Consider the following 24,429-nt stretch of genomic DNA (forward strand, 5'->3'; position numbering starts at 1 on the left):
GGTTTTTGAGTATCTTTTACCTTTACAATTTGTGTACAAGTCTCTGTCTTTCCTGCCGCATCTTTTGCTGTCCAGGTCACTGTAGTATCTCCGATTGGGAAAACTAACGGTGCATTGTTTGTTACTGTTACTGTTCCACTGCAATTATCCGATGTTGTTGGAGTTCCTAAAAGTACTCCCGATGCTGTACATAAATTTGCATCTGCTGAAACTACTACAGTTGCAGGACAAGTGATTATTGGTTTTTGGGTATCTTTTACAATTACTTTTTGGGTTGCTGTTTCTGTATTTCCGTTACCGTCATTAAAATCCCATGTGATTGTATAAGTTCCTTGAGTATTATAAGTCAACGGATTTGCCGTTTTCCCTGTTATAGTTCCTGCACAATTATCTGTAGTGGTTGGTGGTGTTACTGTTACAGAACACTCACCTGTAACGTCTGCCAAAACAGGTTTTAACGGTTTATCTGTATCACTAACTTTCACTGTAGAAGCAGCAGAAGTTCTCTCACATCCTGTTAAAGAATTAGTGACTTTTACTTTATAATCTCCATCAGAATTCACAACTAACGTAGAAGATGTTTGACCAGAAATTACAACATTATTTTTATACCAAACATATGCTGGTGATGTGGCATTCGTTACCGCAGTTAAAGTAGTCGTAAAACAAGCAGTTAACGTTCCTGTTATCGAAGCAGTTGGCAACGGATTTGGTGTAGTTAAAACACTAGCTTCATTATTATGTAAATTACTATCGGCTGTTGTAGTTGGTAACCACGCTTTATTTGTATAAATTCCGGATGCATTAACTTTTGCTGTAATTTTTAATGTATGTTTAACTCCTCCATTTACATCTCCTATACTCCAGACACCTGTTCCAGAGTCATAACTACCAACTGTTTGAATTGAACTAACAAAAGAATAACCTGTAGGAAGTAAATCATTTACCGAAACTCCTGTAGCATTATTAACACCTAAATTACTTAATTCAACTGTAAATACTACATTAGATCCCACACATGGCGTAGCAAAATCAACAGTATTTTTTACTCCTAAATCAGTACATAAAGTAACACTCACAGGTTTAGATTGTGCCTGAATTCCACAAGCTAAAGTTGAAGCAACTGAATATGAACCGGTTTTAGTTGCTATATAAGAATCTGAATTTGCATCTGTGATTGCAACACCATTAAAATACCATTGATATGGCGCAAAATTTGAAGGTGTCGTTAATGTAGCAGTATTATTATTACATCCACCTCCAGAAACATAAGCCATTGTAGGATCTTCAGGCTGTGCAGCAAAACTCGAGAAAAAACCTGCCATAGAGAACCCGCCTTCTTGCTGAACTATCGAAACTGTTAATTTAGCCTTACTTGCGATAGAAAGAACATCCGGTCCTCCAATTTGTTTGCTATTGAAGTTAATTAAGTACCAACCCGTTGAACCTATTTGATAACGAGCTCCGACACCAGCTATCGTTGTAATATCTTTTCCATTTACCGTTACTGGCTCTGTCGCACTTCTTAAAAGAATATATCCAAAATAATCTAAGGTCGCTCCACGATAATTTCTAAACTTTGCTGTTTCGATAAAGTTAGATCCTCCACATTCAGACACCGGTGCTATTGTCGAAATATCAACTTCACAGTTTTGTGCAGTCCCTGAATATACAGCAACTTTCTTATCTGCTGAAATATGAGATGCCGTAAAACTTACACCCGGAACACCATTTACAAAAGTGTAAAATTTTCCTGCTTGCGTTAAAGTAACAGTCTTACTTGATGCTAAAGTTCCATTAGCATTATAACCTTCTACTGTCAAAGTTGTATTATCTTTTGTTGCTACAACAGTAGTCTGTTCCGCTGTATCATTTCCTGTTCCACGCTCAAGAAAATATTCTGTTCCTAAAACTGATTCGGGCGGAATTTGATTGGAAGCCCCGTCACCACACCCACCAGGCATATCTATAGCAGCCGATGTATTCATAACAGCTGGATTTGACGATTCTACTAAAGTCCCCATATCCGCTTTAAACAAATAGCTTTGTCCTGCATTTAATGTAGTTACAACTTTATCATTAATCTTTATAGAAGTATTATTAACAGTAGCCATAATACTATAAATTGGGCGTTGCTCACCAAAACTTCCAAAATTTCCTAAAGAGCCATCTCTGTAATATCCTACTCTAAACCGTATACCAACTCCTGCATTACCAAAGCTTGTTAGGGCTGCATTTCCTTTTATGTTAGCATCTGCATTTTCATTGTCCTTATAATCATCAGATGCGATATTTCGTACATTGACAGATGTAGGTAAGGTACTTTCTATAATTAATCCAGCTCCATTTAAAACCTTGTTTAATGGATTCAGAGGTAGCGTTGCTGCAAACGCTTTAAATCTATAGATAGCCGGCTCTCCTTTTTTAGCCGTTAAATTGGCCTCGACAGTACCATCGCTTCTTTTTAAAGTAATATTTACTGTCGAAGGGGAATCTGTTGCGATTACAACCTCATTGGCCTTGCTAAAGTATTGCCAAGGTGCAGGAGCTATAAAGTGTTGTGTGTAAAACTGAGCCCTTGTTTGACTGGTAATAAATAATAATAAAACAAGAGAAATTAGTCTAAAAAATTTAGACTGACTAAGAGTAAAGTTACGCATAGACAACTGTGAATTTAAGAATAAAAATATTGGATACTAGAGAACCTATTGTGGTTTCCAGAATTTGAAGCAGATACGATAAAATAAGTGAAATGGATTTTGAAAATCTTAAAAAAGTAGTTTTAGGATTTTTACAAAAATAAAGTAGTTTTTGCGCCATAAATGTATGTAGTCAAGGCACAATAAATTGTCCTTAGGTTAAATTAGTAGTTTTGGAGGCGCGAAAGTATGCAAACACCTAATTACTAACTACTTTAGTCGACAAACTACACAGATAAACGTTGAATTACACTTTTTATCCACAAAAATTAACCTGAAGACGCAAAAAAATTAACTATTTCATAACAAAACAGCAGAAAATTCTTAATTTTTTATCATATTGTCTGTTTTTAAATAGAAACAAGATAAAAATGCAAAAAATCTTACAAATTGATACTCAAAATAAAGATTCTTAAAATAAGAAAAATGTAATTTAATTTTTAAATACTATTCCAAAAATCTTACATTTCGTTTTAAGCCTTCATACTTGGCTCTTTTAATAGGGGAGTTTTTGAAAACAGCACGAAAAGTTTCTTCCGTAATCTCAATCCAATCTTTTTTAGAAAAAGAAAGCAGTTCCGGATTTGGATTAAATAAAGGTTCTGAATGAGGTTTTGAGAAGCGATTCCACGGGCAAACGTCCTGACAGGTATCACAACCAAACATCCATTCGTCAAATTTTCCTTTCATTTCGTAAGGAATATTTTCTTTGAGTTCAATGGTGTAGTAAGAGATGCATTTGCTTCCGTCAACAATATTAGGAGCAACAATTGCCTGAGTAGGACAAGCATCAATACAAGCAGTACAAGATCCACAATGATCTGTTGTAGCATGATCGTACTCTAAATCTAAATCAAGAATAAGTTCAGCAATAAAGTAAAAAGAACCTACTTTTTGAGTTAGAAGGTTGCCACTTTTACCTATCCATCCCAAGCCGCTTTTGGCCGCCCAGGCACGATCTAAAACAGGTGCCGAATCAACAAAAGCGCGACCTGAAACATCGCCTATATTTTCCTGAATAGAATGTAAAAATTCTTTTAGTTTCTCTTTGATTACAAAATGATAATCCTGACCATAAGCATATTTTGAAATCTTAAAACTATCCTCAGTTTGAGTTTCTTCGGGATAATAATTTAATAAAAGCGAAACAACACTTTTGGCATCATCAACTAACAAAGTTGGATCTAAGCGTTTGTCAAAATAATTTTCCATGTAGGCCATCTGACCATGATGATTATTGCTGAGCCATTTTTCAAGACGTGGAGCTTCTTCTTCCAGAAATCCAGCTTTAGAAATTCCACAAGAAAGAAAACCGAGGCGTTTTGCTTCTGATTTTATAAATTTCGAATATGTCTCTTTTGCATTAATACTCATCTTTTCGAAAATGAAACTTCTACACCAACAGGTTTTAATGTAATTAAAGGATTGAACAGAACTGTATCTGTACTGGATATGATCTTGTATTTTTTTACAATTTGAGCGATGGTCAAACACATTTCATAAATAGCAAATCCCGCTCCGATGCACATTCTGGGTCCGGCACCAAATGGATAAAAATATTGCATGGAAAGTTTTTTCTGCTCTCCAAGAAATCGTTCGGGATTAAACTCATTCGGGTTTTCCCAGTATTTTGGGTTTCGATGCAATTCGTAGAAAGAAACACCAATAAGAGTTTCTTTTTTTATATGATAACCGGCAAGTGTATCATCAGTAACATTTTGTCTATCGGTAATCCACGCAGGCGGGTACAAGCGCATTGATTCATTTAAAACGGCATTAGTATATGTCATTTTCTGTAGCTGCTCGACAAGATCATTTGTTTGAGATGCTATTGCTAAAATCTCATCAAAAACCTTTTGTTGTACTTCAGGATTTCTTCCTAAAAGATGCAGTGTAAAAGTCAAAGCATTTGCTGTGGTTTCATGTCCGGCAATAAACAAAACTTTAATTTCATCTACCAACTGACTCACAGACATCCCCTCTCCTGTATCTTCATATCGGGTTTCCAAAAGCATATTGAGCAAATCATTAATTTCTTCTTTCGAAGTCATTCTTTCTTCAATAATTTCCTGAATAATACTATTATTTTCTTCAGCCAGTTCCAGATGTTTTTTTACTTGACCGCTTAATGAAAACCACCATGCTTTATGCGGAAGTCTAATTTCTTTGATCAAGAAATTCTGGACTTCTTCAATAATGAATTTTATTCTGTTTAATTTTTCGTCTGAAATCGAAAGCTGAAATAATGACTTCGCCACCACATTAAACGCTAACTGACTCATTACAGGAAAAAGATCAATTGGTTTTTCTTCTACTAAATCTTCTAATTCTGAAGCAATAGTCTGATTCATATTTTCAACCAATTGATTCATTTTTTGTTTATGAAATGCAGGCTGAATTAATCTTCTTTGTTTCAACCAAAAATCTCCATCAACAGTTAAAAGTCCCTTTCCTAAATATTTTGAAAGGTATACCGATTGAAATTTTGATTTATGATAATTCTTTTGATTTTTCTGTAAAATATACTGTGCAACTTCATTATCTCTGGATAAAATTATATGTTTTGAAACACCAATTTTAAGAGAAAAAGAATCGCCGAACTGATCAAAATATCTTTTATGAAAAGGAATCGGATTTTTACGTACACCTTCTGCATCCAAAAAGAATCTCAATATTGAAAGTCTGGTTGGATAATTATATTTTTTATTTTCAGACATTTTGATCAGAATTAAAACAATCCACCCTGAATGTTAGTGTTTAATTTACCTAAATGTTTATAGGCTTTATCCGTTACTTCACGACCACGCGGTGTACGCATGATAAAACCTTCCTGAATCAAAAACGGTTCATAAACTTCTTCAATCGTCTCGCTGCTTTCAGAAACTGCAGTTGCCAGAGTCGAAAGTCCAACAGGTCCGCCTTTAAATTTATTGATTATGGTCAACAGGATTTTATTATCCATTTCATCCAATCCATGCGCATCAACATTCAGTGCTTTTAGGGCATAACGAGCAATTTCAAGATCAATAGTTCCGTTTCCTTTTATCTGTGCAAAATCACGTACTCTACGTAATAAAGCATTTGCAATACGAGGTGTACCACGACTTCTTCCTGCTATTTCTATAGCGGCATCTAAGGAGATGGGCATTCTAAGTATAGAAGAACTTCTTTCGACAATACTAGTCAAAAGTTCTGTAGTATAATATTGTAATCGTGATGAAATCCCAAATCGGGCACGCATTGGAGCGGTCAGCAATCCTGAACGGGTTGTAGCACCAATTAATGTAAATGGATTCAGATTGATTTGTACCGTTCTGGCATTTGGTCCGGATTCAATCATAATATCAATCTTGAAATCTTCCATTGCCGAATATAAATACTCTTCTACAATTGGACTCAAACGGTGAATCTCATCAATGAATAAAACATCTCTTTCATCAAGATTCGTTAGCAAACCAGCTAAATCACCAGGCTTGTCTAAAACAGGACCAGAGGTAATTTTAATCCCTACTTCAAGTTCATTTGCCAGAATATTGGCTAAAGTTGTTTTTCCTAATCCGGGAGGTCCATGAAAAAGTGTATGATCAAGTGCCTCACCACGCTGATTGGCTGCAGCAACAAAAACTTTTAAATTCTCTAAAACTTGATCTTGCCCGGCAAAATCATCAAATGACAGCGGACGTAATCTTTTTTCAAGATCTAATTCTTCTGGATTGTACCCATTTGTAGTGGGATCGAGGTTCTCATTCATTTTACAAAGATAGACAAAGTAATCAGTTTGTAAAATAGATAAATTTCAAATAAAAAAAAGGAAATTCCAATACCTTAAGCTCTAAATAGAAATTCCAAATTCCAACAATGTTAGTATTTTTGGGATTTGGAATTTTAAAATATTGGAATTTATAAATCATTTAGATATTATACAAAAAAAAAGACCCTCTTTTCAGATGGTCTTTTTTAAATATTTTTAGTGGTGTAAAACTTCTTCACCTTCTTTCATCGGTACATTTTGAGGTACAAAATCTACATCGTGATTTGGGTTACTGTAGTCATATGGCCAACGGTATACGTGAGGAATTTCTCCCGGCCAGTTACCGTGGATATGTTCTACAGGAGTAGTCCACTCTAATGTTGTTGATTTCCATGGATTCTGAACTGCTTTCTTACCGTAGAAAATACTACTAAAGAAGTTGTACAAGAATACTAATTGGAACGCACCTCCTACAAGAGCAAATGTTGTAATTAAAACATTCACATTTTGTAAATCATCAAATAATGGGAAGTTTGTATTTGTATAATAACGTCTTGGTAAACCAGCTAATCCGATAAAGTGCATTGGGAAGAAAACTCCGTAAGCACAAACTGCCGTTACCCAAAAGTGAATGTAACCTAAGTTTTTGTTTAACATTCTTCCGTACATTTTAGGGAACCAGTGGTAAATACCAGCAAACATTCCGTAAAGTGCAGAGATCCCCATTACTAAGTGAAAGTGAGCAATAACAAAGTAAGTATCGTGAACGTTAATATCTAAAGTACTATCTCCTAAGATGATTCCGGTTAAACCTCCAGTGATGAAAGTAGAAACCATTCCGATAGAGAATAACATTGCAGGGTTGAATTGTAAGTTACCTTTCCATAAAGTTGTAATCCAGTTGAACGCTTTTACAGCAGACGGAATTGCAATCAATAAAGTTGTGAAGGTAAATACGGATCCTAAGAAAGGATTCATACCTGAAATAAACATGTGGTGACCCCAAACAATTGTAGATAAAAATGCAATTGCAAGAACTGACATAATCATCGCTCTGTATCCGAAAATTGGTTTACGAGAGTTCGTAGCCATAATTTCAGAAACAAGTCCCATTGCTGGTAAGATTACAATATAAACCTCTGGGTGTCCTAAGAACCAAAATAAGTGCTCAAATAATACTGGAGAACCTCCTTGGTAATGTAAAACCTCTCCTGCGATATAAATATCAGACAAGAAGAATGAAGTACCAAAACTTCTGTCAAAAATCAATAATAAAGCAGCTGATAACAATACTGGGAAAGAGATAACACCAATGATCGCTGTTACGAAAAATGTCCAGATTGTAAGTGGAAGTCTAGTCATAGACATTCCTTTAGTTCTTAAGTTGATAACCGTAACGATGTAATTTAAAGATCCCATTAAAGAAGATGCAATAAAGATAGCCATAGAAACTAACCATAAAGTCATACCTGTTCCAGATCCTGGAATTGCTTGTGGTAAGGCACTTAATGGAGGATAAATTGTCCAACCCGCAGAAGCTGGTCCAGCTTCAACAAATAGAGAAGACAACATAATCACAGCAGACAAGAAGAATAACCAGTACGAAATCATGTTCATGAATCCAGACGCCATATCTCTTGCTCCAATTTGAAGTGGAATAAGTAAGTTACTAAAAGTACCACTTAAACCAGCCGTTAGTACAAAGAATACCATGATGGTACCGTGAATTGTTACTAAAGCCAAATAAATATCATTTGCCATTACACCATCAGGTGCAAATTTATCTCCTAATAAAACATTAAAGATTTTAAAAGACTCCTCTGGCCATGCTAATTGCATTCTAAAAAGCAAGGACATTGCAATACCAATAATACCCATGATGATACCGGTAATTAAGTATTGCTTAGCAATCATTTTATGATCAATACTAAAAATGTATTTAGTAATGAACGTTTCTTTATGATGATGTTCGTGCTCGTGATCGTGTCCGTGATCGTGACCGTGCGCTTCTGCTGACATATATGTGTACTTTAAATTTTCTTAATAAATATTATTTCATAGCAACTTTAGCTATAGCTGCTTTCACGGTATCAATTACCGCTTTAACAGTATCTTTAGCTGTACTATCTGTAGTAGCCCCCGCTCCTTCAGCCGGTGCTTTAGCAGCTGCTGCCGCTTTAATATCCTGAGCTAAAGTAGTTTTTTCGCTTAACCATTTTTTATAATCTTCCGGAGTATCAACAACCACTTTCATTTGCATGTTGTAGTGAGAAGCTCCACAAATTTTATTACATAATAATAAATAATCAAATGTATAAGGATCTAAAGCTGTACCTCCTTTAGCAACTAACTCAACGCTTTTTTCAGCTCTAAGTTTGTTGATGTTTGCTACTTTTTCAACCATAAACGGCAACTCTCTGTACTCAGCAGTTGTATAAGTTGGAATAAAAGCAAACTCCGTAACCATTCCTGGAACACAGTTCATTTGCGCTCTAAAGTGAGGCATATAAGCTGAGTGCAATACGTCCTGAGAACGCATTTTGAAATGTACTTTTTTACCTTTTGGAATATGCAATTCAGAAACTACAATATCATCAGCCGAGTTTTTATCAGACATATCAACACCTAAAGTATTAATACCTTCGATCAAACGAACATTAGCTTTTCCTAAAACATTATCATTACCCGCATATCTTGCAGTCCATTTGAACTGTTGTGCGTATAATTCAATTTCAATTACATCTTCGTCTTTATCAACAAACATGATATTGTTCCAAGCGTACAATCCGTAAAGAATTAAACAAGCTAAAACTACAGATGGAATAATACTCCAAATCGCTTCCAATTTATTACTATCAGCAAAGAATAAAGCTTTTTTATCTTTGTGTCCTCTGTTTTTAAAAGAAAACCAATACAATAATCCTTGTGTAATAAACTGAACTACAAAAATTAAAACCCAAGTAATATTCATTAAATTATCTACCAACAATCCGTGCTCTGAAGCAGGAGTATGAAGTGCTAAATTACCCCATTTTAGTAAACCGTAAATAGTAAATATATATATGAAAGCTAAAAAGCCAAACATAACATATCCCTGAACATTATTATCATTATCTGATGCAACCTGAGAATCGTCCGAAGAAGATCCCACTTGAGTAAGATCAAATATCTTGGTCAATTGCCATAATGCAACTGCTAATAAAACTAAAACTATAATTACCAACAAACTTGTCATCTGTTTACTTCTTTAAATATTAATAATGAAAATGTTTACTTTCTTCAATGAAAGGATTTCTTTTTGCTAACAAAGGAGCTTTAGTTAATGCAGTAAACACTACAAAAATAAACAAACCTAAGAAGAAAAGTATAGATGCAATTTCAGAAATTCCAATAAACCATTTATCTCCAACTGTACCAGGCATAATCATATTAAAGAAATCTACATAGTGACCTAGTAAGATAACAACACCTGCCATTACAATTACCCAGCTAAGACGTTTAAAGTCTGTATTGATTAATATTAATAATGGGAACACAAAGTTCATAACTACAGCACCAAAGAATGGCAAATTGTATAATTGAATTCTTGTTACGAAGTATGTTACCTCTTCAGGAATATTAGCATACCAGATTAACATGAATTGAGAGAACCATAAATAAGTCCAGAAAACACTAATACCAAACATAAATTTTGCTAAATCGTGAATGTGACTTGTATTTACATATTCTAAATATCCTTTTGACTTTAAATATACAGTAACTAATGCGATTGCAGTAATACCACTTACAAAGAAAGATGCGAATACATACCATCCGAACAATGTACTAAACCAGTGTGGATCAATCGACATAATCCAGTCCCAAGACATAATAGACTCAGACACAATAAAGAAAACTAAGAAACCAGCAGTTAGCTTAAAGTTCTTTTTGTAGTAAAGATCATCATTAGCCTCATCCTGAGCTAAACAATTTTTTCTTGAAAAGTAGTTATATAAATTCCATCCAATTAAAAATATAGCTGCTCTAATAAGCCAGAAAGGAAAGTTTAAGTAACCTGCTTTTCCAGCAATAATTTTATCATAATTTGGACTATTAGGATCTGTAACTCCTTCACCTAACCATACAAATATGTGATTAAAGTGTAATCCGCAAAGAATTAAAATGATAAAGAAAATAACAGAACCTACAGGCAAATAAGCTGTGATCCCTTGCATAACTCTAAACAAAACCGGAGACCAACCTGCCTGAGCAACTTGTTGAATAGCATAAAATGCTAAAGTTCCCATAGAAAGCAGCAAGAAGAAAATACAAGCTACGTATAAAGCTGACCAAGGCTTATTTTGCAATTGGTGCAATACGTGAGTTAAATGTTTTTCGTGCTCATCAGCAGCATTAACTTTTGCATGCTCACCACCTTTGTGCGAATCATGTGAAGCTTCAGCAGCCTCGTGATGTCCAGCTTCTTGATGTGAAGTTTCTGCTGTTGCTTCATGTGCAGCACCATGAGAACCATGTGCATCTGCAGCTAGAATTTTCTCAACTTCTTGAATATCTTTAGGAGCAGTTAAAAAACCATATCCAATTCCTAATATACCAAGGGCCATTAGGATGATAGAAAAAGTTTTTAATTTACTTGAAAATGTATACATATCTATTACGATCAGTTTGTTCAACAATTATAATTGGCTTTTTAGTTTTAGAACATAGTCAGCAACTAACCAACGTTCGTGGGCACTTAATTGATTTGCATGTGAACCCATTGCATTTAAACCATAAGTTTCAACGTGAAAGATACTTCCTTCAGTGATTTCTCTGTCTTTATAGCTAGGTACTCCAAGAAATTTTTCTCTTTCAACCAATTTACCTTTACCGTTTCCAGTTGCACCATGACAACTGATACAGTAAATTTCGAAAAGTTCTTTTCCCTTTCCGGAATTTCTTTCGATAGAATCCAAAGGTGATTTTAAATTAGCTTTAGCCAATTCATAACCAGCAGTTGAATTTTCATATTCATAAGGCTCAAAACCTCTATTGATACTTCCCTCTGCAGGAAGTTGTCCTTCTTTTCCTCCTTTAAATATCTTTGCCTCTGAATATGGCTCATATGCCAAAGACTCATACATATTAGGGAAATACTGATAGTTTGGTGCCGAAGTATTGTGGCATGATGAAACTAAAATAGTTATACCAACTAAAAGTGTTATTTTATATATCCTTTTCATAGCTACAATTAATTCTTTTCAATTACTTTAACTTCAACAGCTCCTGTACCTTCGAAAAAAGAAACTAGTTCTGCTTCGTTATCATTTACGGCAATTTCCATTAAAAAATGGTCATCTGTTGTTCTTACATCAGGATTCTCAGCTTGTTTGAATGGCCACAATCTACTTCTCATATAAAAAGTAATAACCATTAAGTGGGCAGCAAAAAATACTGTCATTTCAAACATAATTGGCACAAATGCAGGCATATTCTGAATGAAACTAAAACTTGGTTTTCCACCAATATCTTGTGGCCAGTCATGAATCATGATATAACTCATCATGGTTGTTGCAACAGAAATACCAACACATCCATATAAAAATGCACAAATTGCTAATCTTGTTGGTGCTAAACCCATTGCTTTATCCAATCCGTGAACTGGGAATGGAGTAAAAACCTCTTCAATATGATGATGAGCAGCTCTGGTTTTCTTTACTGCATCCATCAAAATATCATCGTCATTATAAATGGCGTATATTACTTTATTACTCATGATGTGTATCTTTATTTGCTCTTTCTCTAATGTAATTATCTCCTGTTCCTTTCAAAATTGTTTTTACCTCTGCCTGAGCAATTACAGGGAATGTTCTAGAGTATAATAAAAACAATACGAAGAAGAAACCTATCGTTCCGATGAAAATTCCAATATCAACAAATGTTGGTGAGAACATTGTCCAAGAAGATGGAAGGTAATCTCTATGTAAAGAAGTAACAATAATTACGAATCTTTCAAACCACATTCCGATGTTTACAACAATCGAAATAATAAATGAAAACATGATACTTGTTCTTAATTTCTTGAACCACATAAACTGTGGAGAGAAAACGTTACAAGTCATCATTGACCAATATGCCCACCAGTAAGGTCCGGTAGCTCTGTTCAAGAACGCATATTGCTCATATTCTACTCCTGAATACCAAGCTACGAATAACTCAGTGATATACGCTACCCCAACGATAGAACCTGTAATCATGATTACAATATTCATTAATTCGATATGTTGTAATGTAATATAAGCTTCAAGGTTAGACACTTTTCTCATAACGATCAACAAGGTGTTCACCATTGCAAATCCAGAGAATACCGCTCCGGCAACGAAGTAAGGAGGGAAAATTGTTGTATGCCATCCTGGAATTACAGAAGTAGCAAAGTCCATCGATACAATCGTGTGTACAGAAAGCACAAGAGGAGTAGCCAAACCAGCTAATACCAAAGATACTTCTTCAAAACGCTGCCAATCTTTAGCTCTACCACTCCATCCAAAACTTAGGATAGAATATACTCTTTTATTAAAAGGTGTTATTGCTCTATCACGTAGCATTGCAAAGTCAGGTAATAAACCAGTCCACCAGAAAACCAATGATACTGAAAGATACGTTGAGATTGCGAAAACGTCCCAAAGCAATGGTGAGTTAAAGTTTACCCATAATGATCCAAATTGATTTGGTATAGGTAAAACCCAGTATGCTAACCATGGACGTCCCATGTGAATAATTGGAAATAAACCTGCCTGAACTACCGAGAAGATAGTCATAGCTTCTGCAGAACGGTTAATCGCCATTCTCCAACGTTGACGGAAAAGTAATAATACCGCAGAAATTAATGTTCCGGCGTGACCAATACCAACCCACCAAACGAAGTTCGTGATATCCCAGGCCCAACCAACTGTTTTATTTAATCCCCATGTTCCAATACCGGTAGATACGGTGTAAATTATACAACCTAACCCCCAAAGGAAGGCTATTAATGCGATTGAAAATACAATCCACCAATGTTTGTTTGCCGGACCTTCAACAGGTGCAGCTACATCTACAGTTACATCGTGATAAGATTTATCACCTATAACTAAAGGTTTTCTAATGGGTGCTTCGTAGTGAGACGACATAATCCTTTATATGTTTCTTAATTAATAATTTATTCTAAGTATTTCTAACTTTAACATGGTAAACCACATTAGGTTTTGTTCCAACATGCTCTAATAAGTGGTATGATCTATCATCAGCAGCTAATTTAGCCACTTTACTTTCAGCATCATTAACATCACCAAATATCATTGCTCCAGAAGAACAAGCATTTGAACATGCTGTCTGGAATTCACCATCAGCAACCGGACGACCTTCATTTTTAGCTTTTAGCTTAGTCGCCTGTGTCATTTGAATACACATAGAACATTTTTCCATAACTCCACGAGAACGAACGTTTACATCTGGATTTAATACCATACGTCCTAAATCATCATTCATGTGGTAATCGAATTCACTGTTTTTGTTGTACAAGAACCAGTTGAAACGACGTACTTTATACGGACAGTTGTTTGCACAATAACGAGTACCAACACATCTGTTGTATGCCATATGATTTTGACCTTCACGACCGTGAGATGTTGCAGCAACCGGACAAACTGTTTCACACGGTGCGTGGTTACAGTGTTGACACATTACTGGCTGGAAAGATACTTGTGGATTATCTCCAGGTTTTTCCATTTCATTAAATGTAGATAATGAACTAGACAAACCAGCGATATTCTCTTTTCTTTCGTTATCACCTTCAAAAGTACTTTCAGAAGAATAATATCTGTCAATACGCAACCAGTGCATATCGCGGCTTCTTCTTACTTCTGCTTTACCTACAACTGGCACGTTGTTTTCAGCGTGACAAGCAATAACACATGCTCCACAACCTGTACAAGCGTTTAAGTCAATAGAAAGGTTAAAGTGATGTCCCGTAGAACGATCAAATGATTCCCATAAATCGACAGTTGTAGCTTTTACTTCTTCGTGATCCAAAGATACCATTGGTTGTTCGTTCCAACGTTCCGGATCCTCAGAATTAAAGGTTTTAAGAGACGTTTCTTTAATAATATCTCCTCTTCCCATTAATGTTTTCTGTCCCTGAACACAAGCGAACTCATGAACTCCATTTGCTTTCGCAATAGTAACAGATTGAACACTTTTGAAATTTTTATATAAAGCGTAAGCATTTAAACCTACCTGCATTTCATCTTTTAAAGCCGCTTTACGACCATAACCTAAAGCTAAACCAACTGTTCCAACTGCTTGTCCTGGCTGAACAATAACCGGTACGTTTTCTAATTTTAAACCATCAGCAGTAGTAATTGTAGCATAACTTCCGTTTAAACCTCCGTTAGCAACAATTTCATTTGTTAAGTTGTACTTCTTAGCATCAGCGTTAGAAACAGTTACGTAATTATCCCAAGAAACTCTTGTGATTGGATCAGGAAACTCTTGCAACCAAGGGTTGTTAGCTTGTTGTCCATCACCCATACCTGTTTTAGTATATAATACCAACTCGAACTCTCCAGCAGATTTTGAATTTGCAACGCCACTTGCAGCAGCAGCATAATCAATAGATCCGGCAGATAAAGCCGATGAACCAATTACAAAAACACCATCATGTAAAACTTTATTCCAAGAAGAACCTGCAATTACTGAAGCCGAATTAGCTTTAATATAATCATAGAAGTTTCCAGGAGTTCCGTTTAATGATAATAAAACGTCTTGAAATTGTTTTGTATTAAATATAGGACGAATAGTTGGCTGAGTCAAACTATAAGTTCCCTTTGTAATTACAACATCTCCCCATGCCTCTAAATAATGAGGAACCGGAGCAGCAATTGTTGTTATAGATGCAGTCTCATCTTCTTTTAAAGAAAAAGCAACTGACGTTTTTACTTTTTTCAATCCAGATACAAAAGAAGCTGAATCAGCTAATGTATAAACCGGATTAATTCCGCTCATTATTAAAGTATGAACACTTCCAGCATTCATATCTTTTACCAATTGAGATACAACCGCATTAGATCCTTTTCTAATTTGTCTTGTACCTACAGTAGTAAAAGCTTCACTAGCTAACACCTGATTGATAGCTAAAACTAATAATTGAGCATTTTTATCTTCAATCCCAGAAACTAAAACTCCTTTAGAACCAGCAAGTTTTAATTGCTGAGCAGCTTTAGTTGCTTCATCTTTAAATTTAGCATCTAAAGAAACAGCAACAGAAGAACCTGTGATAATGTTATAAATTTGAACTAAAGCTTGTTTTTGATTTGCAGTACTCATAGGAATACGCTTATCAGCAGCAGCTCCAGACAATGTCATGTTTGATTCGAACTGAAAGTGACGAGACATTTTTTTAGATCCGGTAGGTCCTGCCGGAATTCTACCTTGTGCATATCCTGCATCATAACCTCCACCTTGCCAATCTCCTAAGAAATCAGCACCAACAGAAACAATTAAAGAAGCTTTTGAAAAATCATAATCAACAAGAGCTCTTTCACCGTAAACTGTTTCAAATGCATCTAATGCGTCAGATGAAGAAACTGCATCATAAACAACATGTTTTGCATTAGGGTTTTTAGCGATAAATTCACCGATTAATTTTTCAGTAGATGGACTCGCTAAAGTATTTGTCAACAATACCACTTGCCCGCCTTTTGCTTTTGCTTCAGCAAGACTTGATTTTATTCTCAAATCAACAGCAGACCAGCTACCATTTTTTCCGTCCAATTTAGGCTCCTTCAAACGCATACTGTCATATAATGACAGGATAGACGCATGAATTCTAGCATTGGCTGAAAACTTAGATCCAGAAATAGTATTGTTATCAATTTTAATTGGACGACCCTCACGAGTTTTTACTAATAAGTTAGCAAAATCAAAACCATCAAAAACAGTTGTTGCATAATAATCAGCAACTCCAGGAATGATTTGTTCTGGTTGTAACACATAAGGTATAGACTTGTGAACAGGACCTTCGCAGGCTGCAAGCGTAACCGCTGCAGTACTAAATCCTACGTACTTTAAAAAGTCACGACGTGAAGTTCCAGATTGAGCTAAAGCATCTGCATTTCCTAAGAATTCTTCAGTAGGAATTTCTTCAACAAATTCGTTATTTCTAAGCGCCTCAACAATAGAACTATTCTCTAGTTCTTCAACACTTTTCCAGTATTTTTTGTTTGATGACATTGTATATAAATATTAAAATCTTAATAATTCGATTAATAGTGGCATTTACCGCATTCTAAACCTCCCATTTGCGCTGCAGTCAATTTTTCTACACCGTATTTTTTAGAAAGTTCAGCATGAATTTTATCATAGTAAGCATTACCTTCCATCTTAACATCAGTTTTTCTATGGCAATCAATACACCATCCCATTGTTAATTTAGAATATTGCTTCATGATCTCAAATTCCTGCACTGGACCGTGACAAGTTTGACATTCAACTCCTGCAACATTAACGTGTTGAGAGTGGTTGAAGTAAACAAAATCAGGAAGATTATGAATACGAACCCATTTTACAGGCTGCGTTTTTCCCGTATACTCCTGCTTAGCTTTATCCCAGCCAACAGCATCATATAATTTTTGGATTTGAGCATCGTAAAATGCTTTGCTGTACTCAGGAGTAGCAGTAGTTTCAGCAACTTCAGAAATATTTTTATGACAGTTCATACAAACATTCAAAGATGGAATACCAGCTGTTTTACTTACACGAGCAGCAGAGTGACAATATTTACAATTGATTTCGTTATCACCAGCGTGAATTTTATGAGAATAGTGAATTGGCTGAATTGGTTCATAATTTTGATCAACACCTACTTGCATTAAGTATGCATAAACAAAATAACCACTTGCCAACAACAAGAATATAGAAGTAACTAAAACCAGGAATTGGTTTTTAGCGAAAGCTTTCCAGATTGGAGTTCTCGCTTCTTTGGGAGCAACTACAATACCATTATTACTTGCTACTTTAGTCAATACTTTGTTCACCATGAACAACATAACCACTAAGATAGCCATTACAAGAGCAAGAGCTCCTAAGATAATGTTATTTGAAATTCCACCGCCTTCAACTTTTTCCCCAGGAGGAACAGTTCCAGGAGCACCAGCCGCAGGCTCAGCTTTTACTTCAGAAGTATAAGCAATAATGTTGTCAATATCACCTGTTGATAATTGAGGAAAAGAAGTCATTACTGACTTGTTGTGCTCTTCAAATAATTTAACTGCAACAGGATCCCCTGATTTAATCATTTCAGAGCTGTTATGCACCCACTTGTAAATCCATGCCATATCGTGTTTGGCAGCAACCCCTCTTAGGGCCGGACCTGTTGACTTAGCATCTAATTTGTGACATGCAGCGCAATTTGCATTAAAAAGTTCTTTCCCTTTTACTGGATCACCACCTCCAGCAGCAGCCGGAGCAGCAGCTTCAGGCGCCGCCGGAGCAGCAGCTTCTTGAGCAAATGAAGTTAGGGAGAAAATTAACGTTAGCGATAAGCTAAGTAATAATTTTCTTGAGATCGAATTATGGTTACCCACCTTTTTCATATAGTATAATAATTATCTACTAATTTTTGGTATGATTTTTTCTATATCAAATCAACGAAAAACTAATACCTTCTTTTAAAACTTGCACAAAAATACGACTTATGAACTATTCTCAAAACCTTAAAATACTCTTAAATATCAATTTATATCAATTCTAAATAATATTAAAATTTTATATACAAACTTTAAATAGTAATTTCGCGTAAAAACCATCACATTATGAGAATTTTAACCCCTTCAAAAAGAGTTTTCTTAACATTAACAATGATCACTTTAGCATATAATATTCATGCTCAAGACCAAAATTTAATAGTAAATCAAGATCCCAAATTTGAGCAATTGTTGAGTGAAAAACGAAAAATTAACACGTCAATAAATACAAACGATACTTACAAAATTCAAATCTTTAGCGGTAAAAGCGAAGAAGCAAAGAAAACGTTATCGGATTTTAAAAGAGAATTTAGTGCTATTGACGGAACAATAATTTTCAATACACCAAACTACAAAGTAATGGTAGGAAATTTCAAAACAAGAATAGAGGCCGAACGTAATTTAGCCGACATTAAAAAGAGATTCAAAAGTGTCTTTTTAATCAAACCGGGCAAGTAAAAGCAATTATCAAACATAAAAAAAGCGAGATTCTATCTCGCTTTTTTTATTTATTCTATACAAAGTCTTTAATTTCAAAAGAACAAAAAGCTCAAGCCTTTATCCTTGCTAACTCAAACAATACACCCAACATTAATTTCTCGACAATATCCCCACAGGAGTCAAAAACACCCCTTTAAAACTTAATACAATATTTAAGACACAGATATGAAATTTAAAAAAAGTACAAATCAATTAACAGCAACAAAAAAAGCTCCAATTTTCATTGAAGCTTTACTATATAAGGGCTAATTCACTACCTTTATTCCATTTGCCAGAAACCTTATTTCTTCTTTTGGTACCGTAATAGCATCTATCTCTGATTGCGATTTTTTAGCATCTTTAGCATAGTGTTTAAGTTCCTTTACAGATGTTATTTCTTTTTCAGCATTCCCTTCTAAAACAACATTTTTTCCTTTCAATGCTGTAGGAACAAAAAAAGCATAATCTTTCATTTTTACAAAAAACGAAGAACCATCATCTGTTTTAAGAGTCACCCAACATCCTTTTTTCGGACAAACATCAGTAACGACTCCTTTTACAGTAACATTATCTGCCTTTTTATCTCGTTTTAGTTTACTTTCTAATTCATTAATCGAAATTGCTTTACCTTCAGATATTTTAGACACATCAGCACCATAATAATCCCCAACTAAAGCATTACCCGATGGTGGTCCTTTTTTCTCTACAGCTTCCTGAGAGAAAGACTGACTCGAAATACTTATAAAAATAACAACAGCGTATATTAATCGTTTCATACAAAAATAGTTTTCCCAAAAATAATATTAAAATTTGAAACATTTTAAATATCTTATTCTTAAATATAAATTAGCTACGCAAGCCTTTTCACAGACAAATATAACCACAAAAAAAGTCCCAATTTTCATTGGGACTTTAAAATATATTTATTGAATATTATTTCAATTTCTTTTTGATTGCAACTTCATGGTACGCTTCAATAACATCTCTTTCTTCGATATCATTGTAACCTTTGATCTGAATACCACAATCGTATCCTTTAGAAACTTCTTTAACATCATCTTTGAAACGTTTTAATGCAACAAGTTCTCCTGTATGCACCACTACTCCTTCTCTGATAACTCTAATTTTAGAACTTCTCATGATTTTACCATCCATCACCATACAACCTGCGATTGAACCCACTTTAGAAATTTTGAAGATCTCACGGATCTCAGCAGTTCCTAAAATTTCTTCTTTCATCTCTGGAGCTAACATTCCTTCCATCGCATCTTTCAAGTCATCGATAGCAGCGTAGATAATAGAATAATAACGGATATCGATTTCTTCTTTATCTGCAAGTTGTCTCGCATTTCCTGCAGGACGAACGTTAAATCCGATAATAATCGCATCAGAAGCAGAAGCCAACATAACGTCAGTTTCAGTAATTGCTCCAACACCTTTATGGATAATATTAATTTGAACTTCTTCTGTAGAAAGTTTAGAGAACGAATCTGATAATGCTTCAACAGATCCATCAACGTCTCCTTTAAGAATAACGTTCAATTCTTTAAACTGACCAAGGGCAATACGACGTCCAATTTCATCAAGTGTAATATGACGTTGTGTACGTACAGATTGTTCACGCATTAATTGAGAACGTTTAGATGCAATTTGTTTTGCTTCTTTTTCATCTTCAAATACATTGAATTTATCACCCGCAGTTGCAGCGCCATCAAGACCTAATACTGATACCGGAGTCGAAGGACCTGCTTCTTTAACAATATGTCCGCGTTCGTCATGCATAGCTTTAATTTTACCATGATGCTTACCAGCCAACATATAATCCCCAACTTTTAAAGTTCCGTGTTGAACTAAAATTGTTGACACATATCCTTTTCCTTTATCTAAGAAAGCCTCAACTACAGTTCCCTGAGCTGCTTTATTTGGATTCGATTTTAAATCTAAAATTTCAGCTTCTAATAAAACTTTCTCTAATAATTCTTTTACACCTGTTCCGACTTTTGCAGAAATATCATGTGACTGAATTTTTCCACCCCAATCTTCAACAAGTAAATTCATACTAGCCAAACGCTCTTTAATTTTCTCAACATTCGCATTTGGTTTATCAATTTTATTGATTGCAAATATAATTGGCACTCCCGCAGCTTGTGCGTGAGAAATTGCTTCTTTTGTTTGTGGCATGATATCATCATCTGCAGCAACAACAATAATAGCGATATCGGTAACCTGAGCTCCACGTGCACGCATCGCGGTAAACGCCTCGTGACCTGGTGTATCTAAGAACGCGATTTTTTGACCATTATCTAAAGTTACTCCGTATGCTCCAATATGTTGTGTAATACCTCCAGACTCACCAGCGATAACATTTTCTTTACGAATATAATCCAGCAAAGATGTTTTACCGTGATCGACGTGACCCATTACAGTAACAATTGGCGCTCTAACTACTAAATCTTCTTCTTTATCTTCAATTACCTCAATGGCATCTTCGATATCAACTGTAATAAACTCAACTTCGTAACCAAATTCATCTGCTACAATAGTTAATGTTTCAGCATCTAAACGTTGATTCATGGTTACCATGATTCCAAGAGACATACAAGTTCCAATTACTTTAGTAATCGGCACATCCATCATGATTGCAATTTCACCTACAGTAACAAATTCAGTAACTTTAATAGTTTTACTTCCTTCGTCAATAGCTCTTTGCTCTTCATCAGATTTCTGACGGTGTGTATCCCTTTTGTCTCTTCTGTATTTAGCAGCTTTTGATTTTCCACCTTTACCCTGAAGTTTTTCAAGAGTTTCTCTAATTTGGTTTTTTACTTCCTCTTCAGTTGGCTCAACTTTAGCAACAATTGCAGGACGGTTACCTTTTACAAAACCTGGTCTTGCACTTCTGTTTGCATTAAAACCTCCACCACCGGTATTAGGTGTAATTTTATTAGGATTTGGAGTTCCCGGCGCATGACCTGTAGCAGGTTTTGGCGCACCTGGAGTTCCTGGTTTAGGAGCAATTCTTTTACGCTTATTTTTATTAGCGTTATTATTTGCACCTGGGGCTCCTGGTTTATTAGGAGTTATTTTTGGATCTTCTTTCTTTTTCTTAGGTTTATTAAATTGAGATAAATCAATTGTTTGACCTGTAAGAGTAGTTCCAGATAATTTTTGATATTGTGTAGTGATCGTTTCCTCTGCAGTTGCCGGATCAGTTGAAACAACTGGTTCCTGAGCTACTTTAGGAGTTTCTGCTTTCACTTCTTTTACTTCTTTTTTCTCTGTAATAATAGGCTTTTCTACCTTTTTCTCTTCAGAAACAACAGGAACCACTGGTTCAGGCTGTACAATTTCTTTCTGAACAGGTTTTTCTGGTTGAGTTGGAGCAACAACAACTTTTGCCTCCTCTACCTTAACTGGTTCTTCAGCAGGAGGAGAAACAACAGTAGGTTTTTTTGGATTTAAATCAATTTTACCAACCTGAACAGGTCCGGTTACAACAGCTCTCGCTTTTATAACCTCTTGTTGCTTTTGGCGTTCCTCGTCTTGTCTGCGTTTGTCCTCAATTTCTTTTTCACGCTCTACACGCAAAGCTTCTTTTTCTTTTCTTTTCTCTTCACCCACTTCTTTAGAAGCTTCTTTGTTCCCCTTATCGCCCGCAAATTGGCTTTGTAGGATATTAAATTCGCTATCAGAAATTTTCGCATTTGGATTTGCATCAATAGCAATTCCCTTATCTTTTAGATAATCAACAGCTCTTTCTAACGAAATATTTAATTCCCTTAAAACCTTGTTTATTCTTATTACTCTCTCTTCAGACATATAACCTTTTTATTATTACCTTTTTCGTTGTGTTGTTAGAGCAGATAACTAGCTATCAAACTCTTCTTTTAGTATTTTCATAACATCAAGAATCGTTTCCTCTTCTAAATCTGTTCTTCTTACTAAATCTTCTACTTCTTGCTTCAGGATACTTCTAGCTGTATCTAAACCAATTTTTGCAAATTCTTCGATAACCCAGCCTTCAATTTCATCTGAAAACTCAGTTAATTCAACGTCATCATCTTCGCCACTAGCAACATCACCTTCTCTGATAACATCTAGCTCGTAGCCTGTTAGCTGACCCGCTAATTTTATATTATGACCACCTCTACCAATTGCTTTAGAAACTTCTTCTAATTTCAAGAAAACTTCGGCTCTTTTATTTTCTTCATCAATTTTGATTGAAGAAACTTTTGCAGGGCTCAATGCTCTTGTAATAAACAATTGAATATTACTTGTATAGTTGATTACATCGATATTTTCGTTTCCTAACTCACGAACAATTCCGTGAATACGAGATCCTTTCATACCAACACAAGCTCCAACAGGATCAATTCTATCATCATAAGAATCTACCGCTACTTTTGCTTTTTCACCTGGAATACGTACTACGTTTTTAACAGTGATCAAACCGTCAAATACTTCAGGAATTTCTTGTTCAAATAATTTCTCTAAAAACTTCTCAGAAGTTCTAGACATAATAATTTGAGGTTTATTTCCTTTTAATTCAACGCTTTCAATGATTCCGCGAACGTTATCTCCTTTACGGAAAAAGTCAGATGGAATTTGTTTTTCTTTTGGAAGCACAATTTCATTTCCTTCATCATCGACCAAAATTACAACTCTTGGGCGAACATGGTGCACTTCGGCAGTATAAATATCACCAATAATATCTTTAAATTGCTTGTAAAGATTGGTATTATCGTGTTCGTGAATTTTAGATATTAAGTTTTGGCGCAAAGCTAAAATAGCTCTTCTTCCTAAATCAATCAATTTAACCTCTTCAGAAACTTCTTCTCCAATTTCAAAATCCGCTTCGATCAATCTTGCTTCAGTCAAAGTAATTTCTTCATTTTCAAAATCAAGATCTTCGTCAGCAACAATTACTCTTCGTCTCCATATTTCCATATCTCCTTTATCAGGATTTATGATAATATCGAAGTTATCATCAGAACCGTATTTTTTCTTTAATGCATTTCTAAACACGTCCTCTAAAATTGCCATAAGCGTTACACGATCAATAAGTTTATTATCTTTAAACTCTGAGAATGAATCGATTAATGCTAAATTTTCCATGCGAATTCTTTAATTAAAATGTTACTGTAACAATTGCCTCTTTAATTTCTGTATAAGGTATTTGTTGCTCTTTTTGAACTGTTTCTTTTCCTTTTCCTACTTTTTTCGGTTCTCTTGCCTGCCAAGACAAAATTATAAAAACATCGTTAGCTTCTACTAATTCTGCTTCAATTTTTTCATTATTTGTAGTAACAATCAATGTTCTACCAATATTTTTTATGTATTGTCTTGTCATTTTCAATGGCGATCCTACTCCAACCGATGCTACTTCAAGCGAAAAATCCTGTTCTTCACGATCCAGATTATTCTCGATTGCACGACTTACATCAATACAATCCTGCAACGCCACTCCATTATCCCCGTCTAAACCTACACTAATCTTGAAAGAGTCTGAGATAGCCAGATCAATCAAAAAGATTGAGGGCTTTTCTAAAAGAGCCTCTGCTATTAATCCGTTTACTTTTTCTTTAAATGTCATAATTTTATAAAAAGAGGGGACACTTAGTCCCCTCATTATTTAGATTTTAATAAATAACGGTGCAAATATAGTGTTTTTTTTATAAATCAAAATAAATAGATTGCTCTAAAAATATTTCTTATCTTTATAATAGCATTAAAACAACAG

17 protein-coding genes are annotated in these 24,429 nt (G+C 35.0%); 1 reads left to right on the plus strand and 16 read right to left on the minus strand.

Annotated features, from left to right (window positions below; translation table 11 throughout):
• The 12 genes from FLP_RS02740 to FLP_RS02795 all read right to left on the minus strand — a co-directional run.
• Positions 1–2,660 (minus strand): HYR domain-containing protein (locus FLP_RS02740; RefSeq protein WP_123921642.1); only part of this gene is annotated, 2,660 nt, incomplete at its 3' end.
• A 486-nt stretch (positions 2,661–3,146) separates the two neighbouring features.
• Positions 3,147–4,073 (minus strand): tRNA epoxyqueuosine(34) reductase QueG, encoded by a 927-nt coding sequence (gene queG, locus FLP_RS02745; RefSeq protein WP_065447994.1) that lies wholly within the window; start codon positions 4,071–4,073, stop codon positions 3,147–3,149.
• A complete protein-coding gene (locus FLP_RS02750; protein ID WP_065447996.1) occupies positions 4,070–5,416 on the minus strand; it encodes a cytochrome P450 in 1,347 nt (448 codons plus the stop codon). Before FLP_RS02750 ends, queG begins: the two co-directional genes overlap by 4 nt.
• 11 nt (positions 5,417–5,427) lie before the next feature.
• Positions 5,428–6,450 carry a Holliday junction branch migration DNA helicase RuvB gene (gene ruvB, locus FLP_RS02755; RefSeq protein WP_065447998.1) on the minus strand — a complete coding sequence of 341 codons (1,023 nt, stop codon included), beginning with the start codon at positions 6,448–6,450 and terminating at the stop codon, positions 5,428–5,430.
• Positions 6,451–6,666: 216 nt separating this feature from the next.
• Positions 6,667–8,469 carry a cytochrome c oxidase subunit I gene (locus FLP_RS02760; protein ID WP_065448000.1) on the minus strand — a complete coding sequence of 601 codons (1,803 nt, stop codon included), beginning with the start codon at positions 8,467–8,469 and terminating at the stop codon, positions 6,667–6,669.
• A gap of 31 nt (positions 8,470–8,500) precedes the next feature.
• Positions 8,501–9,685 carry a cytochrome c oxidase subunit II gene (locus FLP_RS02765; protein ID WP_065448001.1) on the minus strand — a complete coding sequence of 395 codons (1,185 nt, stop codon included), beginning with the start codon at positions 9,683–9,685 and terminating at the stop codon, positions 8,501–8,503.
• A gap of 19 nt (positions 9,686–9,704) precedes the next feature.
• The gene (locus FLP_RS02770) at positions 9,705–11,099 is read right to left on the minus strand and encodes a cation-translocating P-type ATPase (RefSeq protein WP_065448003.1); all 1,395 of its coding nucleotides are present in this window, start codon (positions 11,097–11,099) and stop codon (positions 9,705–9,707) included.
• Positions 11,100–11,126: 27 nt separating this feature from the next.
• Complete coding sequence (locus tag FLP_RS02775) at positions 11,127–11,672, minus strand: c-type cytochrome (protein ID WP_065448004.1); 546 nt, start codon at positions 11,670–11,672, stop codon at positions 11,127–11,129.
• A gap of 8 nt (positions 11,673–11,680) precedes the next feature.
• The gene (locus FLP_RS02780) at positions 11,681–12,205 is read right to left on the minus strand and encodes a DUF3341 domain-containing protein (RefSeq protein WP_065448006.1); all 525 of its coding nucleotides are present in this window, start codon (positions 12,203–12,205) and stop codon (positions 11,681–11,683) included.
• The gene (gene nrfD, locus FLP_RS02785) at positions 12,198–13,598 is read right to left on the minus strand and encodes an NrfD/PsrC family molybdoenzyme membrane anchor subunit (protein WP_055096849.1); all 1,401 of its coding nucleotides are present in this window, start codon (positions 13,596–13,598) and stop codon (positions 12,198–12,200) included. The genes FLP_RS02780 and nrfD overlap by 8 nt, the downstream gene beginning before the upstream one ends.
• Before the next feature lie 34 nt (positions 13,599–13,632).
• Entirely contained in the window at positions 13,633–16,698 is a 3,066-nt protein-coding gene (locus tag FLP_RS02790; RefSeq protein WP_065448007.1) for a TAT-variant-translocated molybdopterin oxidoreductase, read from the minus strand.
• Between the two features lie 32 nt (positions 16,699–16,730).
• Positions 16,731–18,059, minus strand: coding sequence for a c-type cytochrome (locus FLP_RS02795; RefSeq protein WP_065448008.1), 1,329 nt, complete (start codon positions 18,057–18,059; stop codon positions 16,731–16,733).
• 219 nt (positions 18,060–18,278) lie between these two features.
• Here FLP_RS02795 and FLP_RS02800 point away from each other — a divergent pair, with 219 nt between their 5' ends.
• Positions 18,279–18,668, plus strand: a complete 390-nt coding sequence (locus FLP_RS02800; RefSeq protein ID WP_065448010.1) for an SPOR domain-containing protein — start codon at positions 18,279–18,281, stop codon at positions 18,666–18,668.
• A 287-nt stretch (positions 18,669–18,955) separates the two neighbouring features.
• Here FLP_RS02800 and FLP_RS02805 read toward each other — a convergent pair whose 3' ends face one another.
• From FLP_RS02805 to rimP, 4 genes are all read right to left on the minus strand, one after another.
• The gene (locus FLP_RS02805; RefSeq protein WP_065448012.1) at positions 18,956–19,465 is read right to left on the minus strand and encodes a DUF4920 domain-containing protein; all 510 of its coding nucleotides are present in this window, start codon (positions 19,463–19,465) and stop codon (positions 18,956–18,958) included.
• Positions 19,466–19,622: 157 nt separating this feature from the next.
• Positions 19,623–22,508, minus strand: a complete 2,886-nt coding sequence (gene infB, locus FLP_RS02810; RefSeq protein ID WP_065448014.1) for a translation initiation factor IF-2 — start codon at positions 22,506–22,508, stop codon at positions 19,623–19,625.
• 48 nt (positions 22,509–22,556) lie between these two features.
• A complete protein-coding gene (nusA, locus tag FLP_RS02815) occupies positions 22,557–23,804 on the minus strand; it encodes a transcription termination factor NusA (RefSeq protein WP_065448016.1) in 1,248 nt (415 codons plus the stop codon).
• A 13-nt stretch (positions 23,805–23,817) separates the two neighbouring features.
• Positions 23,818–24,282, minus strand: a complete 465-nt coding sequence (rimP, locus tag FLP_RS02820; RefSeq protein ID WP_065448130.1) for a ribosome assembly cofactor RimP — start codon at positions 24,280–24,282, stop codon at positions 23,818–23,820.
• Between the last annotated feature and the right edge of the window lie 147 nt (positions 24,283–24,429).

The organism is Flavobacterium piscis (genome assembly GCF_001686925.1).
GTDB lineage: Bacteria > Bacteroidota > Bacteroidia > Flavobacteriales > Flavobacteriaceae > Flavobacterium > Flavobacterium piscis.

Bases quoted from the DNA above. Each gene is read 5' to 3' on its own strand.
- FLP_RS02795 (WP_065448008.1), bottom strand. From the start codon at position 18,059: ATGAAAAAGGTGGGTAACCATAATTCGATCTCAAGAAAATTATTACTT.
- FLP_RS02805 (WP_065448012.1), bottom strand. From the start codon at position 19,465: ATGAAACGATTAATATACGCTGTTGTTATTTTTATAAGTATTTCGAGT.
- queG (WP_065447994.1), bottom strand. From the start codon at position 4,073: ATGAGTATTAATGCAAAAGAGACATATTCGAAATTTATAAAATCAGAA.
- FLP_RS02760 (WP_065448000.1), bottom strand. From the start codon at position 8,469: ATGTCAGCAGAAGCGCACGGTCACGATCACGGACACGATCACGAGCAC.
- FLP_RS02775 (WP_065448004.1), bottom strand. From the start codon at position 11,672: ATGAAAAGGATATATAAAATAACACTTTTAGTTGGTATAACTATTTTA.
- infB (WP_065448014.1), bottom strand. From the start codon at position 22,508: ATGTCTGAAGAGAGAGTAATAAGAATAAACAAGGTTTTAAGGGAATTA.
- FLP_RS02790 (WP_065448007.1), bottom strand. From the start codon at position 16,698: ATGTCATCAAACAAAAAATACTGGAAAAGTGTTGAAGAACTAGAGAAT.
- ruvB (WP_065447998.1), bottom strand. From the start codon at position 6,450: ATGAATGAGAACCTCGATCCCACTACAAATGGGTACAATCCAGAAGAA.
- nrfD (WP_055096849.1), bottom strand. From the start codon at position 13,598: ATGTCGTCTCACTACGAAGCACCCATTAGAAAACCTTTAGTTATAGGT.
- FLP_RS02770 (WP_065448003.1), bottom strand. From the start codon at position 11,099: ATGTATACATTTTCAAGTAAATTAAAAACTTTTTCTATCATCCTAATG.
- rimP (WP_065448130.1), bottom strand. From the start codon at position 24,282: ATGACATTTAAAGAAAAAGTAAACGGATTAATAGCAGAGGCTCTTTTA.
- FLP_RS02765 (WP_065448001.1), bottom strand. From the start codon at position 9,685: ATGACAAGTTTGTTGGTAATTATAGTTTTAGTTTTATTAGCAGTTGCA.
- FLP_RS02750 (WP_065447996.1), bottom strand. From the start codon at position 5,416: ATGTCTGAAAATAAAAAATATAATTATCCAACCAGACTTTCAATATTG.
- FLP_RS02800 (WP_065448010.1), top strand. From the start codon at position 18,279: ATGAGAATTTTAACCCCTTCAAAAAGAGTTTTCTTAACATTAACAATG.
- nusA (WP_065448016.1), bottom strand. From the start codon at position 23,804: ATGGAAAATTTAGCATTAATCGATTCATTCTCAGAGTTTAAAGATAAT.
- FLP_RS02780 (WP_065448006.1), bottom strand. From the start codon at position 12,205: ATGAGTAATAAAGTAATATACGCCATTTATAATGACGATGATATTTTG.